The 16,564-nt window shown below is 51.8% G+C and carries 14 protein-coding genes; 3 read left to right on the top strand and 11 right to left on the bottom strand.

The window, feature by feature from the left end:
* Positions 1 to 29: 29 nt before the first annotated feature.
* The 3 genes from topB to ACLJPE_RS04890 all read right to left on the bottom strand — a co-directional run bounded on the left by topB (position 30) and on the right by ACLJPE_RS04890 (position 3,696).
* Positions 30 to 1,979, bottom strand: a complete 1,950-nt coding sequence (gene topB, locus ACLJPE_RS04880; RefSeq protein WP_001235863.1) for a DNA topoisomerase III — start codon at positions 1,977 to 1,979, stop codon at positions 30 to 32.
* A gap of 4 nt (positions 1,980 to 1,983) precedes the next feature.
* Entirely contained in the window at positions 1,984 to 3,027 is a 1,044-nt protein-coding gene (selD, locus tag ACLJPE_RS04885; protein WP_001294900.1) for a selenide, water dikinase SelD, read from the bottom strand.
* A 117-nt stretch (positions 3,028 to 3,144) separates the two neighbouring features.
* A complete protein-coding gene (locus tag ACLJPE_RS04890) occupies positions 3,145 to 3,696 on the bottom strand; it encodes an NAD(P)H nitroreductase (protein ID WP_000339313.1) in 552 nt (183 codons plus the stop codon).
* A 173-nt stretch (positions 3,697 to 3,869) separates the two neighbouring features.
* Between ACLJPE_RS04890 and sppA the strand changes: the two genes are divergently transcribed.
* From sppA to pncA, 3 genes are all read left to right on the top strand, one after another.
* On the top strand, positions 3,870 to 5,726 hold the full coding sequence (sppA, locus tag ACLJPE_RS04895; RefSeq protein ID WP_031601898.1) for a signal peptide peptidase SppA: 1,857 nt from the start codon (positions 3,870 to 3,872) through the stop codon (positions 5,724 to 5,726).
* Positions 5,727 to 5,821: 95 nt separating this feature from the next.
* Positions 5,822 to 6,838, top strand: a complete 1,017-nt coding sequence (gene ansA, locus ACLJPE_RS04900) for an asparaginase (RefSeq protein ID WP_001170136.1) — start codon at positions 5,822 to 5,824, stop codon at positions 6,836 to 6,838.
* Between the two features lie 26 nt (positions 6,839 to 6,864).
* Positions 6,865 to 7,521, top strand: a complete 657-nt coding sequence (gene pncA / locus ACLJPE_RS04905) for a bifunctional nicotinamidase/pyrazinamidase (RefSeq protein WP_000184705.1) — start codon at positions 6,865 to 6,867, stop codon at positions 7,519 to 7,521.
* Positions 7,522 to 7,623: 102 nt separating this feature from the next.
* Here pncA and ACLJPE_RS04910 read toward each other — a convergent pair whose 3' ends face one another.
* The 8 genes from ACLJPE_RS04910 to ACLJPE_RS04945 all read right to left on the bottom strand — a co-directional run bounded on the left by ACLJPE_RS04910 (position 7,624) and on the right by ACLJPE_RS04945 (position 16,346).
* Positions 7,624 to 8,982: an MFS transporter gene (locus ACLJPE_RS04910; protein ID WP_000389925.1), complete on the bottom strand. Its 1,359-nt coding sequence runs from the start codon at positions 8,980 to 8,982 to the stop codon at positions 7,624 to 7,626.
* A 136-nt stretch (positions 8,983 to 9,118) separates the two neighbouring features.
* Positions 9,119 to 9,877 carry a DeoR/GlpR family DNA-binding transcription regulator gene (locus ACLJPE_RS04915; protein WP_000719104.1) on the bottom strand — a complete coding sequence of 253 codons (759 nt, stop codon included), beginning with the start codon at positions 9,875 to 9,877 and terminating at the stop codon, positions 9,119 to 9,121.
* 129 nt (positions 9,878 to 10,006) lie between these two features.
* Complete coding sequence (locus ACLJPE_RS04920; RefSeq protein ID WP_023213981.1) at positions 10,007 to 10,990, bottom strand: aldo/keto reductase; 984 nt, start codon at positions 10,988 to 10,990, stop codon at positions 10,007 to 10,009.
* Between the two features lie 9 nt (positions 10,991 to 10,999).
* Positions 11,000 to 11,947, bottom strand: a complete 948-nt coding sequence (locus ACLJPE_RS04925) for a sugar kinase (RefSeq protein WP_000343331.1) — start codon at positions 11,945 to 11,947, stop codon at positions 11,000 to 11,002.
* A gap of 4 nt (positions 11,948 to 11,951) precedes the next feature.
* Complete coding sequence (locus tag ACLJPE_RS04930; protein WP_000878870.1) at positions 11,952 to 12,788, bottom strand: ketose-bisphosphate aldolase; 837 nt, start codon at positions 12,786 to 12,788, stop codon at positions 11,952 to 11,954.
* Between the two features lie 21 nt (positions 12,789 to 12,809).
* A complete protein-coding gene (locus tag ACLJPE_RS04935; protein ID WP_031601899.1) occupies positions 12,810 to 13,853 on the bottom strand; it encodes an NAD(P)-dependent alcohol dehydrogenase in 1,044 nt (347 codons plus the stop codon).
* 10 nt (positions 13,854 to 13,863) lie between these two features.
* Positions 13,864 to 15,243, bottom strand: coding sequence for an MFS transporter (locus tag ACLJPE_RS04940; RefSeq protein ID WP_023214494.1), 1,380 nt, complete (start codon positions 15,241 to 15,243; stop codon positions 13,864 to 13,866).
* A 26-nt stretch (positions 15,244 to 15,269) separates the two neighbouring features.
* Positions 15,270 to 16,346 (bottom strand): zinc-binding dehydrogenase, encoded by a 1,077-nt coding sequence (locus tag ACLJPE_RS04945; RefSeq protein ID WP_000645184.1) that lies wholly within the window; start codon positions 16,344 to 16,346, stop codon positions 15,270 to 15,272.
* Positions 16,347 to 16,564 lie beyond the last annotated feature (218 nt).

Raw genomic sequence — 16,564 nt, forward strand, 5'->3', positions numbered from 1 at the left:
TCCCGTCGTCAGGCCAGATGGCTTTACGCTTATTCGGTCTGACGGCCTGTCTCCTCAGCAGGCGGGCTTTTTTTGCCCGCTCGCTTGCGCGGCGCGCTCTTTTTCTTTTCTCCGCCACCTGGCGCGACTATCCCTCTGAAGCGCTTCACCGGCGTGCGCTTAGCCTGATCGATCAGTTGATATAACGTGCCGACCAGCGGTTGCATAAAATCCTGGTAACGGCACTGCTTTTCGCTGATTTGCGTCAAAACAGATTCCCAGTGCGCGGTCATATCTGGACGGGCCGCCATTTCCGGCAGCGAATGTATTAACGCTTTGCCAGCATCGGTAGAATGAATGTAGCGCCCTTTTTTGGTCAGAAAGCTACGTTTGAACAGCAGCTCGATAATCCCGGCGCGCGTGGCTTCCGTCCCCAGCCCATCGGTCGCGCGCAGGATCTTTTTCAGATCTTTATCCTGCACGAAGCGAGCAATTCCGGTCATCGCGGAAAGCAATGTCGCATCGGTGAAATGACGCGGCGGCTGGGTTTGGCGCTCGACCACTTCCCCCTTTTCACACAGCAACTCATCACCTTTGGCGACAACCGGCAGCGGCGTACCGTCGTTTTCCTCGTCGCGCTCTTTACTGCCCAGTAACGTCCGCCAACCGGCCTCCGCCAGAAAACGCGCTTTGGCGACAAATTTTCCTTTGGCGATTTCCAGTTCAATAACGCATTTACGAAACACCGCGTCCGGGCAGAACTGCATCAGATACTGACGCGCAATCAGGGTGTACACTTTCGCTTCGTTTTCCGTCAGATGGACAGAAGAACTGCGCGCCGTCGGGATAATCGCGTGGTGCGCATCCACTTTTTTGTCATCCCAGCAGCGATTGCGCGTATCAGGATTAACCACAGGCTGCGGCAGTAAATCCGGGGCGTGGACGCTAATCGCGTTCATGACCGCCTGCCGTCCGGCAAAGTGTTCTTCCGGCAGATAACGGCAGTCGGAACGCGGATAGGTAATCAGTTTGTGGGTTTCATATAGCTTCTGACAAATATCAAGCACGTTTTGCGCGCTCAGGCCAAAGCGTTTAGCGGCTTCAATCTGTAGCGTCGAGAGCGAAAACGGCAGCGGCGCGGATTCTGATTCCCGTTTATCATTATAACTGGTTACCAGCGCGGGCTGACCGTTGATTCGGTTCACTACATGCTCCGCCAGCGGACGATGAAGCAAGCGCCCCTCTTCATCCTGATAAGGTTCGCACGCCTCGCTCGGCTGCCAGATAGCGGTAAAACGCTCGTCGGCAGGCGTAACGATGTGCGCCTTCACTTCAAAGAAGTCTTTGGCGACGAAGTTCTCAATCTCTTCGTCTCGCCGCACCACCAGCCCCAGTACCGGCGTCTGTACGCGTCCCACGGATAACACACCCTGATAGCCGGCATTACGGCCCAGGATCGTGTAAGCGCGGGTCATATTAATGCCATACAGCCAGTCCGCTCGCGCTCGCGCCAGCGCGGAGACGCACAGCGGCACGAAGTCGCTGTTCGCCCGCAGCCTGTCGATAGCACGCTCGACCGCCTGCGGGTTAAGGTCGTTTATCAGACAACGCCGCACCTGTTGGCGCTTTTCGGCAGGAAGCTGGAGATAATCCAGCACTTCATCAACCAGAAGCTGCCCTTCGCGATCCGGGTCGCCGGCGTGAATAATTTCACCGGCTTGATGCAAAAAGCGCTTAATCACATTGAGCTGTTTGGTGACGGAAGGACGAGGCTGAAGCTGCCATTTTTCCGGCACGATAGGCAGGTCAGCCAGATTCCAGCGCGCATAACGGCTGTCATACGCATCCGGCTGCGCCTGTTCCAGCAAATGACCAATACACCAGGTGACGACCTGCCCGTTTCCGCACTCAATAAAACCATCGCCTTTACGGTGCGGTTTTGGCAGCACATCCGCAATGGCGCGCCCCAGACTCGGTTTTTCGGCAATAAACAACCGCATCAGGTTAACGAATCTCAACCATAGCGCGACCGCCGCGGGCCTCGACCAGTTCGCCAATCGCGGTCAGATCGATACCAAATTCCGCCGCGGTGGCTTTAACATCGTCTTCGGCGTCCGGCGTTACCGCCAACAACAGACCGCCTGACGTTTGCGGATCGCACAGCAGGCTACGAACTTCACGCGACATGTCGCCCATCAGATGACCATAGCTGGCGAAGTTGCGCTCTGTGCCGCCCGGTACGGCGCCCAGGGCAATATACTCTTCCACACCCGGCAGTTTAGGGATGTCCTGATAGCAAAGCAGCGCCTGCACACCTGCGCCCTGGCACATCTCGCTCAGGTGCCCCAGCAGGCCAAAACCGGTAACGTCAGTCATAGCTTTTACGCCGTCGATATTGGCAAACGCCGCGCCAGCAACGTTCATCCGACACATGACTTCCGTCGCCAGCCCCTGATGTTCAGGTTTAAGCAGCGATTTTTTCTCGGCGGTGGTCAACACGCCAATCCCCAACGGTTTGGTCAGAAAGAGCTTGCATCCCGCCTGCGCGGTACTGTTTTTCTTCACCCGTTCGGTCGGCACTACGCCTGTGACCGCGAGACCAAAGATCGGCTCCGGGGCGTCAATCGAGTGTCCGCCCGCCAGCGCGATACCGGCCTGACGGCAGGCAAAGCGCCCCCCCTCGGTCACTTCACGCGCAATATCGGGCGACAGGGTATTAATCGGCCAGCCAAGGATCGCGATCGCCATAATCGGTTTGCCGCCCATCGCAAAAATATCGCTGATGGCGTTTGTTGCCGCAATGCGGCCAAAATCGAACGGGTTGTCGACTATCGGCATAAAGAAGTCGGTGGTGCTGATAATACTGGTGCCATTACCCAGATCGTAAACCGCCGCATCATCGCGGGTTTCATTACCCACCAGCAGGTTCGGGTCGACGAACTTCGCCTGCTCGCTATGCAGGATAGTCTCCAGCACTTTAGGGGAAATTTTACAACCGCAACCAGCGCCGTGGCTGTATTGCGTTAAACGAATGGCTTGCTCGCTCATGAACATCTCCTGTCATTGCATTCGCGCTATGGTAGCGCTCATTCCCTGATGTGGTAAGTATCACTGTCTGAATTACCGCGCCTTTGCTCAGAATCCAGACAGTTTTATCCCTCAGCGTCAGAAATAACGCACAAACGGCGTGGGGTCGGGGGTACTGATCGTCGTTGACGCTTTGAGCTGCGGCGTGCCGAGATAGAGAAAACCAACAATTTTATCCTGAGGGCGGCACTCAAAGGCTTCCCGCACGATAGCGCTCTCCGTTAATGCACCGCTACGCCAGATACCATTAAACCCTTGCGCAATCGCCGCCATTTGCATCGCCATTACCGCACATCCGGCAGACATCTCCTGTTCCCACACCGGAACCTTATGGTTTTCTTCGCATTTCGCCACCACGGTAATGATCAGCGGCGCGCGAAACGGCGCATTACGCGCTTTTTCGATCGCTTTCTCATCGCCCCCGGCAGCGACAGCGCCTTGTTCAAGCACGGCGCTGAAGCGGTCGCGCCCCTCTCCTTCAATCACAAAAAAACGCCACGGCTGTAGAGATTTATGATCGGGAACACGCATTCCCGCCCGCAGAATGTTCTGTAATTGCTCTCCGACAGGCGCCGGTTCTGCGAGACGAGAGGCGCTACGACGGTTGACCAGCAGTTCTAGTGCATCCATTTGATTAACTCCAGCAATGATATTTATTCACAAAATTAACACGGGAGCGGATTTTGTTACAGCGCAGGCAGTGATTCCTGCTGACAACTGCCTGATGGGTCATTACGATAGCCACATCTTAATGCTTTATCCTCACCAAGGTATAAGCGTTGTTACTCAGATAGGGAGAATACATGCGAACCCTGTGGCGATTTATTGCCGGATTTTTTAAATGGACGTGGCGAGTGTTGAACTTCGTCCGTGAAATGGTACTCAACCTGTTTTTTATTTTTCTGGTCCTGGTAGGCGTTGGGATCTGGATGCAGATCGGTAACGGCAGCAACAGTGAGCAAACCGCGCGCGGCGCTCTGCTGCTGGATATTTCCGGCGTCATTGTGGATAAACCGTCCACCAATCACCGTCTGGGCGCGCTGGGTCGCCAGTTATTTGGCGCCAGCTCCGACCGTCTGCAGGAAAACTCCCTGTTTGACATCGTCAACGCTATTCGTCAGGCGAAAGATGACCGTAACATCACTGGTATCGTTCTGGATCTGAAAAACTTCACCGGCGCCGATCAGCCGTCAATGCGCTATATCGGTAAAGCGCTGCGCGAATTCCGCGACAGCGGCAAACCGATTTTTGCCGTGGGTGAAAACTACAGCCAGGGTCAGTATTACCTCGCCAGTTTCGCCAATAAAATTTGGCTTTCCCCACAGGGTCAGGTAGATCTTCACGGCTTCGCTACGAATGGCCTGTACTACAAAACGCTGCTGGATAAGCTGAAAGTCTCTACCCACGTTTTCCGGGTCGGCACCTATAAATCCGCCGTCGAGCCGTTTATCCGCGACGATATGTCGCCCGCCGCCCGCGAGGCCGACAGCCGTTGGATAGGCGAACTGTGGCAGAACTACCTGCATACCGTTTCCGCCAATCGCCAGATTTCGCCGCAACAACTCTTCCCCGGCGCCCAGGCTATTATCGACGGGTTAACCAGCGTGGGCGGTGACACCGCCAAATATGCGCTCGACCATAAACTGGTGGACGCCCTCGCCTCCAGCGCAGATGTTGAAAAAGCGCTGACGAAGCAGTTTGGCTGGAGCAAAACTGAAAATAACTATCGCGCGATCAGCTATTACGATTATTCGCTGAAAACGCCTGCGGATACCGGCGGTACTATTGCGGTTATTTTCGCCAATGGCGCGATTATGGATGGCGAAGAAACGCCAGGGAATGTCGGCGGCGACACTACGGCATCGCAGATCCGCGACGCACGTCTTGATCCTAAAGTGAAAGCGATTGTGCTGCGCGTCAATAGCCCAGGCGGGAGCGTCAACGCCTCCGAAGTTATCCGCGCCGAACTGGCGGCGGCAAGAGCGGCCGGCAAACCGGTGGTGGTCTCAATGGGCGGTATGGCGGCCTCCGGCGGTTACTGGATCTCTACGCCAGCAAACTATATCGTGGCCAGCCCCAGCACGCTGACGGGTTCAATTGGCATCTTCGGCGTCATCAATACGGTAGAAAACAGCCTGTCGTCGATTGGCGTACACAGCGACGGCGTTTCCACCTCGCCGCTGGCGGATATTTCGATGACCAAATCGCTGTCACCGGAAGTGCAGCAGATGATGCAACTCAGTATTGAGTACGGCTACAAACGCTTTATCACGCTGGTGGCAGACGCGCGTAAACGTACGCCGGAGCAGATTGATAAAATCGCACAAGGCCATGTCTGGACCGGAGAAGACGCGAAAGCCAATGGTCTGGTGGACAGTCTCGGCGACTTCGACGACGCCGTCGCCAAAGCGGCGGATCTGGCGAAACTGAAACAGTGGCATCTTGATTACTATCAGGACGAACCGACGGTCCTTGATATGGTCATGGACAGTATGACCGGATCAGTACGCGCCATGCTGCCGGAAGCCATTCAGGCGATGCTCCCGGCGCCGCTCGTTTCCGCCGCCAACACGGTGAAGGCCGAGGGGGATAAACTGGCGGCATTTAACGATCCGCAAAACCGTTATGCGTTCTGTTTGACTTGCGCGAACGTTCGCTAATGCTTCATCAATAGCCATACCGGATGGCGGCGTCTGCTCATAGCCGCCATCCGATAATCATTAATACGTCCTTCGCGACACGACTGAACATTATCATGCAAAAGAAATCAATTTACGTTGCCTATACCGGCGGTACTATCGGTATGCAGCGCTCAGATAAAGGGTATATCCCGGTGTCCGGGCACCTTCAGCGCCAGCTGGCGCTGATGCCGGAATTCCACCGCCCGGAGATGCCGGATTTTACCATCCATGAATATGCCCCGCTGATGGATTCATCAGATATGACGCCGGAAGACTGGCAGCATATCGCTGCAGATATCAAAGCGCACTACGATGAGTATGACGGTTTTGTTATTCTGCACGGCACCGACACGATGGCGTTTACCGCATCGGCGCTCTCTTTCATGCTGGAAAATCTGGGTAAACCAGTTATTGTGACAGGGTCACAAATTCCGCTGGCTGAGCTGCGCTCCGACGGGCAAATTAATTTGCTGAATGCGCTTTATGTCGCCGCCAACTATCCTGTTAATGAAGTAACGCTGTTTTTTAATAATCGTCTGTTCCGCGGCAATCGCACGACCAAAGCCCATGCGGATGGTTTTGACGCTTTTGCCTCTCCTAATCTGCCGCCCTTGCTGGAAGCAGGAATTCACATTCGCCGTTTAAATACGCCTCCCGCGCCCTACGGTTCTGGTGAATTAATCGTACACCCTATTACGCCGCAACCGATAGGCGTAGTGACGATTTATCCGGGGATTTCCGCCGAGGTAGTACGTAACTTTCTGCGTCAGCCGGTAAAAGCGCTGATTCTGCGCTCTTATGGCGTAGGCAACGCGCCGCAAAATAAAGCGTTTTTACAGGAGCTGAAAGAGGCCAGTTCGCGCGGCATCGTGGTGGTTAACCTGACGCAATGCATGTCAGGGCGAGTCAATATGGGCGGGTACGCTACTGGTAATGCGCTGGCGCACGCTGGCGTGATTGGCGGTGCCGATATGACCGTCGAAGCCACCTTAACCAAACTGCATTATTTGTTAAGCCAGGGTCTGGACACTCAGGCGATTCGTAGCGCGATGGCGCAAAACTTGCGTGGTGAATTGACGCCGGATGATTAAAAAATCCCGACGACAAGGAGAAGATAATGACAAACCGGGCCTTATTACTGGTCGACTTGCAAAATGACTTTTGCGCCGGCGGCGCGCTGGCTGTAGCGGAAGGCGACAGCACCATCGACATCGCCAACGCTCTTATTGACTGGTGCCAGCCCCGGCAGATTCCGGTGCTGGCCAGCCAGGACTGGCATCCCGCGCAGCATGGCAGCTTCGCCAGCCAGCATCAGGCGGAACCCTATAGTCAGGGAAAGCTGGATGGGCTGCCGCAAACGCTCTGGCCGGATCACTGCGTTCAACATACCGACGGCGCGGCGTTACATCCCCTGCTTAACCAACATGCGATTGACGCCTGCATCTTTAAGGGTGAAAACCCGCTGATTGATAGCTACAGCGCGTTTTTTGACAACGAACATCGGCAGAAAACTACCCTTGATACCTGGCTTCGCGAGCATGACGTTACCGAGCTTATCGTGATGGGGTTGGCGACCGATTACTGCGTAAAATTTACGGTGCTGGATGCGCTAGAGTTGGGCTATGCCGTTAACGTTATCACCGATGGCTGTCGCGGCGTGAATATTCACCCGCAGGATAGCGCACACGCGTTTATGGAGATGGCGGCGGCAGGCGCGACGCTGTATACGCTGGCAGACTGGGAAGAGACGCAGGGCCAGGCTGTCGCCAGGTAGCGGAGCAGGTATCGTATCCGGTCAATACATCACGCAACGGTGAGACCATTGCATAGATCTGTGGGCCGGATACGTCACGCCAGCGTCGCTACCAGGCAAAGCTCAACGCAGGCTGGAGAGCGCTTCTAACGAAACTCTTCTCGTTTCAATGCCAAAACAAAATAATATCAGCGCGCACGCCGCCAGCAGCATACCCAGCACAACAAAAACGGTGACAGATCCATAGCGGGTCAGCAAAACCGCCACACCGTAGGGGGTAAAGACAGCGACGATCCGCCCTACCGCATTCACAAAACCCGATCCACGTAGTCTAAGGTGCGTAGGCCATAATTCGGGAACGTAAACCGCCGAGGCAAAGCAGACGTACATATACAGAAAGGAAATCATTACCAGTCCATAAACCAGAATGGCCCATTCCTCAGTCTGTATTGAGTAAAAATACCCTACTACCGCAATAACGATAAGCAACAGCGAACCAAATAACCGTCTGGGGAAATGGTCAATAATGAGCGCGGCGATAAATATGCCCACTGGCGCGCCAATCATAATGATGGCGGTCATGAAAATAGATTTTGTAACATCAATTCCTGAATTAACAAAAATTGTCGGGATCCATACCGTAATGGTATAAAGCGAAATGTTCATTGCAATCAATACAGTGATCGCCACTAACGTGCGCCGCAGCATTTGCCCTTTGAATAAGAGCCAGAATGTACCGTTTTCAAAGCGCGATTCCATGGATTTATTGCTTTCCTGATGCGGCGGCAAAATAATACTTTTTTCTTTTTCTATTTGCGATTCAATCATGAGAAGCTGCTGTTCAGCCTCGCGTTGCCGCCCTTTACCTGCTAACCACCTGGGTGATTCGATAAAGTACTTTCCTGAAAGAGACCACGCCAGCAACATCCCGATCCCGCCAAGAAGAAACATCATCCGCCAGCTTAAAAACGCAATGACCACTACGCCAATCCCCGCAGACAGCAGCGGTGACCAGTTCCCTACAAAAGAGAGACGCGCGGACCATTTTCCTCGTACAACGGGAGGGATAAACTCGGTAAAAGAAGCATATCCAACCATAATCAATGCCCCCATGCCTGTCCCCATCAGACAACGAAAGAAAATCAGCCAGTACATATTGGGAACAAATGCGGCAGCCGTTGCGGAGATGCCCACAAGCAACAAATTAATGCGAAACGCTTTTCGACGCCCCAGGTAATCCCCAATAAAACCGCCGGTAAGCGAACCAATAAAATAGCCAAGCATCAGTGCCGATGTGAACGCGGCATTAAGATAATTATTCGACCAGCCATTGTTTATCAATTTGGCCAGAACCACATTTCCTGAGTAACTCAAAAACCCCGTTAATAGCAGGCCAAAACTAATTATTCCAAAAATACGAAAATGAAACCGGGATAAAGGTAAGCGGTCTAGTCTGGCGCCGATATGATCATTGTCTTCCATCTGGATGGCCTCTAACGCAGCAAAATAATAAATTATTGTCTCGCGGCAAAGGGGTATTTGCCGCACTTGCTATCATCTGCCGTTTTTTTTTGGCATAGTCCAGGCGAAAACAATCCAGTCAAGGATAATCTATCGATTAATAGACAAGCTGGATATTATTTTTATCGCAAAATGCGATCCATTCATCACCTGGCGTTTTATTCGTTATCAGGTAATGGATATGACTAAAATCGACCAACCGCACGAACGCTTTGCGATCAAATTTTGAGTGGTCCACCAATAACGCCACCTCTGTGGCCTGGCGAATCATCGTTTTTTTGATTTCAGCTTCCGCCTCGTTAGAATCAAGCGCCCCGCTCGCCATATCCAGCCCTTTACAACTCATTACCATAATATCAACATGATAACGGCTGATTATTTCTTTAGTGATACGCCCCTGCAGCGATAGCGTATTTTTATTTAACTCACCGCCCGTAGAAACAAGATTAATGTCCGATTGCGCCAGTTCATGGAAAGCTTCCGCTGAATTAGTTAACAAAGTAAGATCGTTTCGGTCTTTCAGGAGTTTTAGCAATTCCATTACCGTACTGCTGGAGTCGGCGGCCATCGTTGTTTTGTTTTTAATAAACGGAAGCGTATTACGGGCTATAATTTGCTTCTCTTCATAGAACGATTTTGCACGCTTATAAAAATGGATATTGTCAGCCAGCACCGCCGAATTTAATACCGCACCGCCATAAGTTCGAGTCAAAAAGCCTTCATCTTCGAGTTTTTCCAGATCGCGTCGAATTGTCTCTTCGGTTACCTGAAAAATTGAACTCAAGTTAGAGACTGTTACTTTTTTATCATTAGCGACCATTTGTTTGATCGCCTGAATCCTGTCTTTCGCCGCCACGATTACACCTCTGTTTTCGACGTCATGATAAACGTTGAGTATCTCACAGACTATGTTTACTTTCAAAATAAGCCGTTTGAATAACAGATTTTATCTGCATTTCGCCAAAAAAGAGGTGTAATGTATTGCTTATGGATTGTCCAGTGCTTCCGCCATTTGTCTCATCAATAACGCATCGTCATCTGTTAAGGTGATGGACAGCGCAGCGATATTCTCTCGTACCTGCTCCGGCGACGTGGCGCCGCTCAGTATTGAAATCAGTTCGCTTTGTCGCAATATCCACGCCAGAGCCAACGTCGGGACAGAGCAATGGTATTTGTCACACAATGGCTGCCACTGCTCCAGCATATCAATGACCCGCAACATATTCTCACGCTGGAACCAGAGTTTATTCGCTCGCGCCCCGCCGGGAACATAGTCACGGGTAATGGTGCCGGTTAACAATCCCTGCTCCAGTGGCGAATAAACCTGTACCACGATGCCGTGCTCGCGGCATAACGGCAGCAGCTCCGTTTCCAGTGCCCGGTCAAGAATGCTGTATTTCGCCTGTATGATGTCCAGCTCGCCATGTTTAAGGTATTCGCGGATATGGCTGACATCTACATTCGCCGCCCCGATAGAACGGATTTTCCCCTCTGCTTTCAGCTCATTGAGCACGCCAACGGTTTCCGCAATCGGCGTAAAAAACGGCGGTACCGACTGCCAGTGGGTCATATAGATATCGATATAATCAATCCCTAGTCGCTGGAGACTGGCATCGACTTCTTTACGAATAGAGTCCGGAGAAAGATTTTTATAGAGCTGGCGATCGCCGACTTTATTGAACAGACTCCCTTCCCGCTCCCAGACGATCCCGCATTTGGTCTCCACCACCATCTCGTTACGCGGTAATTTTTTCAACGCCTGGCCGACAATCACTTCGCTATTACCAAAGTTATAGCCCGGCGCCGTATCAATCAGGTTAATACCGCAACGGTGCGCCTCAACGATAGTATCGATGCAGACCTGCATATCGAGGTTGCCATTCCATGCTGGGCCGCCGCCGATAGCCCAGGTGCCGAGTCCCATATGGGAAAGCGCTATATCTGTATTACCTAAAGGTATCATTTTCATCTGCCGCTATTACCCTTCGTATTCATTCAGGAGTTGTTCCACTAGCATTCTGTTTTTCACGCCCGTTGTGGCGCCCACGCTGAGTACCGATATCGCGGCCGTCGCATTGGCGAACCGTGCGCATTCACGCAGCGTTTTTCCCTCCAGCAGCGCGGCGATAAATCCCGATGCAAAATTATCGCCGGCGCCAATAGTGTCGATGGCGGTAATGCCTGCCACCGCAGGCACCTCCATTTTTATATCGGCGCGTTTGATAAAGCAGCCTTTCTTGCCAGTTTTAATCACCACCGTTTTTACGCCACATTGCAAAAAACAATCGGCAATATCATCCAGCGTCTCTTTCCCGGTCAGTTTTTTGGCTTCATCAATATTAGGAAACAGATAATCGACAAAACTTAGCGCTTCGCGAATATCGTCCAGAGTTTCATTCAGCCGCGGTTTGATCATGTCAGCGCAGATAACCAGTTGATGCGCTTTCGCCTGCGTAAAAATAGCCGTTAATGCTTTGCCATCCAGCAGCGGGCTGTTAAAGATACTTGCTAGTGATAACAGCCTGACCTGAGAAAAACGGTCAAAATCGACATCGTTAATATTTAGCTTCCACAGACTGCCGTTACGGTTAGTGACAAAGGTGCGCTCACCATCATCAGTCACCAGCCCAACATTAATTGAGGTATCAATATCAGCATCCTGCTTCAGGCTCTGAATATCGATATTCTCCTTCCGACAGTGGTCGAGAATAAAATATCCTGCCGCATCGTCGCCAACGCGACTCATTAGCGCAGTGCGATGCCCGAGACGCGAAATAATCGTGGCTTCATTAATCGCATCTCCCCCTGTGGTCATGGCAATTCGTTCTAATGGATACGAATCGACATCAAAGATATTTTTACTAACCGGTTGCAAAGGAATGTCGACAATGGCCGCCCCTATGCAAAGAACTTCGATTTCGTCCATATCATCATTCCGCTTTACCATCTGAACCAAACAGTTTGATTTTTTCCAGTGCGCGGGCTTTTACCGCTTTGCGTACTTCGCGTTCCAGATGCAGGAACGGCTGATCCTGATTCTCTTTTACCGCTACCATCGCAGCCTGACACAATTCGGTGTGGATATTGATTTTCGAGATGCCCAGCGAAATGGCTTTTTTGATATCCGCATCGCTAATACCGGAAGCGCCGTGTAACACTAGCGGTACGGAAACTGCCTGGCGCACGCGCTCCACGACCTCAAAATTCAGTTTTGGTTCAGAGGTGTACACGCCATGCTGGTTGCCGATGGCGACCGCCAGCGAGTCACAACCGGTGCGCGCTACAAATTCCGCCGCCTGATCCGGGTCGGTATAGTGATACCCCGCCAACGCCTCTTCATACACCGTTTCGTTCCCTACGTGCCCTAACTCCGCCTCTACCGGAATACCCAGCGGATGAAAGAAATCAACGGCTTCTTTGGTCAGGCGAATATTTTCTTCAAAATCAAAGGATGAAGCGTCACGCATCAGCGAGTTCATGCCGTGCGTCCAGGCATTATGGATAATGTCCATGCTGCGTCCATGATCCCAGTGGGTAATTACCGGCACAGAGGCTTTTTTAGCCATGGAAACCATCATATGAGAGAAGTCTTCAAATGAAGTATTGCCCACAAATCCGGTACCAAAGGAGATAATAACCGGCGAATTTGCCTCTTCCGCCGCATCAATCACTCCCATCAACATTTCCGCATTCCACACGTTAAAGTGCGCAATCGCGTAATGTTTATTTTGTGCATCATTTTCCCAATATTTTATATCTGCCAACATCGCTGTTTCTCCCGTTTTTTATTAATCGCAAACTTTAATAACGCCTTTAATAATGTCGCGTTTGTTATTCACCGACTCTTCAAATGCACGTTGCACGTCTTTGTAATCGTAAATATGCGTCACCATTGATTTCACATCGAAACGCCCGGAGGAGATGGCATCAATAGTCACCGGATAGCGGTTGGCATAGCGGAATACCGTCTGGATGGAGACTTCACGGTTAATTTTGAGGAAATTAATCGCTGAATCTCCCGCGACAGTGCCGACAATCATGATCTTCCCGCCGCGCATGACCAGATACGGCGCTTGCTGAGTTGTGACGGCGGAACCGGCGGTTTCAAACACAATATCGGCGCCCATATCGTCGGTGAACTGCTGGCAGCGCGAGACAGTATCTTCTTTCGCCCCATTGATAACGGTTGTCGCTCCCAGTCGTTCAGCCATTGCCAGCCGTTTTTCCAGTACATCTACTACCGCGATATTGGTCGCCCCCAGACACTTACACGCTTGCAGGGTCATTAAACCAATGCAGCCCGCGCCGAGAATGACGATTTTCTTACCCGGTTTAACATCCGCCAGCATTGCCGCGTGCATTCCAACCGCAGCGGGTTCCACCAGCGCACCTTCCATAGTGTCCATATTGTCCGGAAGCTTGTACGTAAAACTTTCCGGATGGCACAGATAGTGAGTTAAGGCCCCGCGATAATTCGGCTGCGTCGCCATAAAATCAACATCCGGACAAATATTGTATTTTCCTTCCAGACAATAGCGGCAGTGGCCGCACGGCACGCCCGGCTCGATATTAACCCGATCGCCTGGCTTAAATTTGCTTACCCGCTTGCCGACCGCAATGACCTTTCCGGCACACTCATGACCGAGACCAATTTCCTGATTTGGATCCTTCGGCGGAATGAATGGCCCGGATTCAAAACCGTGAACATCTGAACCGCAAATACCGACATATTCCACTTTGATCAATACTTCGTTTTCTTTTGGTACTGGAATATCAGCCGCCATAATTGTCATGGTGCCAGGCGTTTTTAATATCGCTTTTGAATTTTTCATTTTTATTCCTTTATTTACTCGTGACCTTATCAATGCCCAGACTTTCGACCGAAACACCCCTGGTCTCGATTCCGATAGTCGCTATTGCAACAGCGACGATAATCGAGACAGCGCCCAGCAGGACGAAAACGCCCGTCACGCCATAACCGTTGAGTAATACCGCCACTGCATAGGGGGCAGCGATACCGCTGATTCTGCCGACAGCGTTCGCCAGGCCGGAACCGCGAAGTTTCGCTTCTGTTGGCCAGATCTCCGGCACATAGACCGCCGAGGCATAACAGACATACATATAGACAAAGGTAATCAGGAAAAAGCCAATTAAGGTGATAAGCAACATGCTGGTTTGCAGTGAATAAATATATCCCAGCACGGCAATCAGAATTAATAAACCGACACCCATGGTTTTGCGCGGAATTTTATCCATTACCAGCATAGCGATAAATATGCCAAACGGTGCGCCGAACATACTCATGGTATTTAAAACGATCGAATCTTTGAGGTTGATGCCCTGCGTCATAAAGATGGTGGGCAGCCAGTTAATTAACGTGTATTGCACAACGTTCATGGCAATCAGCACGCAGGAACCCAAAATAACGCGTTTCAGTAATACGCCAGTGAGCAACGCTGAATACGGTACGGAACGCGGCGGCTTGCCGCTGCTTTCAATAATAACCGGCGGCAGCGGTTTTCCTGTCTGACGTTCGACGCCTGCTTCAATGGCCTGCATGACCTTTTCGGCTTCCTGATAACGCCCGCGCGATTCCAGCCAGCGGGGAGATTCAGGGAAGTATCGCCAGGCAAGCACAGTAGCAATCAGCGACAGCACAGCCGGGATCAGTAACTGCACGCGCCAGTTCCATTCCGCGCTAATTAGCGGCGTCAGCCCCATTGCAATCAGGGAACACAATGGATATGACCAGTTGCCAATAAACGAAACACGACTCGACCAGGTTCCCCGATTTCTGCCCGGCATATATTCGGTAAAACCAGCAAACAGGGTGACCAGTAGTGCCCCTAATCCCACGCCCATCACAAAACGACAGGCGATCAGAAAGCTCATATTCGGTGAGAATGCGCCAACCACCATCGCGGCGATATGGATTGCCTCATAAAGAATAAAGGCGTTCCTGCGCCCGGTTTTATCGCCGATAATGCCGCCCACCAGCGCGCCGAGAAACATCCCCGCTGTGGTAATGGCGGAGAAGGTGGCTGTCGTGGAATTATCGGTCCAGCCTAACTCCTTGAGCTGGGCAAGAATTAATCCGCCGACGGCATTACTCCAGCAAACAAGCAGACCAAAGGCGACGACGGCAAACATTGATGAATGCCAGCGGCAATCCGGCAGGCGATCCAGCCGGGCGCCGCAGTGCGGTTTTGTTATCTGTTCCATGCGATAACGTTCCTTTAGCAGAAGGGTTATTCATCAAAGTCGTAGGTCATGATCACTTTAATGGCTGTCTTATCGACCATTGCGTCAAACCCTTCGCGCCACTGAGAAAGACCGATACGATGGGTGATCATCGGTTTTACTTTGATAGCGCCGCTGGCAAGCAGGCGAATCGCATTGCGCCAGGATGTGGAGTCATAGGCCATATGCCCAATGATGCTTTTGTTCCAGGAAGTAATGTCGTTGATGGAGAAATCGAGCGGCTTAAATCCCATACCGACGCGAACCACTTCACCATTTGGCCGTAGCATGTCGATGGCCTGTTTAAGCGCAATGTTGGCACCGGAGCATTCGATCACCAGACCGAGGTTGTCTTTGCCGCAAATCTCCCGGCAGCGTGCGACGACATCTTCCGTGGAGCCGTTAACAAACGCCGTCGCGCCGAGTTCTTTGGCCACAGGGAAACGGACAGGAACATCCTCATCCAGACCAACCACCACGATATTTACCGCCCCCATAATGCGGGCCATTTGGACCGAAAACAGACCTAACGGACCGGTGCCGATGACTACCACGTCCTGGCCGGGTAAAAATTTGGATTGCTGGGCGATAGATTTATAGGCGTTGCAGATAGGGTCCAGAACTGCGGCTTCCTCGTAATCCACGCCTTCCGGGATCTCCCACAGGGCATGGCGATGGATTTTCAGGATTTCTCCCGGAACCAGGCAGTATTTGGAGAATCCACCGCCCCAGGTGTTGTTATCCAGACCCAGATTCACTTTTTCTGTACAACACAGAAAATCACCTTGTTCACAGGCAGGGCAAACGCCGCAAACGTGTCCGCTGTTGTCAGAAACCACGCGCTGGCCGACTTTCCAGTCTTTCACTTTTTCGCCCACCCGCGCGATACGTCCGGCGAATTCATGACCGCGAACGGAGTTAAATTCGTCGGACCCGCTGTCAACGTTATAGTGCTTCATATCCGCGCCGCAGATCGCCGCCGCTTTGATTTCGATAATCACGTCTTCCGGACCGCATACCGGCTCCGGGACATCAATCATTTTGTAGCCGCCAAAGGCCTTGCCAAATCTCGCCAGTGCTTTCATTGCATCTTCCTTTGTGTTTGGTGTGCATCAATGCTCATCATACTTATCCATAAAATCTTTAAGGTCAACGATAAATCTTTAAAACACAGATAATGATCTGTATTTGCCAACCAAGATCACAAACTCAACGAAACAAACGGCGATAAAACCAAAAAGATGGAAGCCGTATCGCGAAAGACGGCGTGAACGCCTGCGCAGGTTTCCATGGATGAAGACGC

It is taken from the genome of Salmonella sp. SAL04196 (assembly GCF_046550835.1).
GTDB classification, from domain to species: Bacteria; Pseudomonadota; Gammaproteobacteria; order Enterobacterales; family Enterobacteriaceae; genus Salmonella; species Salmonella enterica.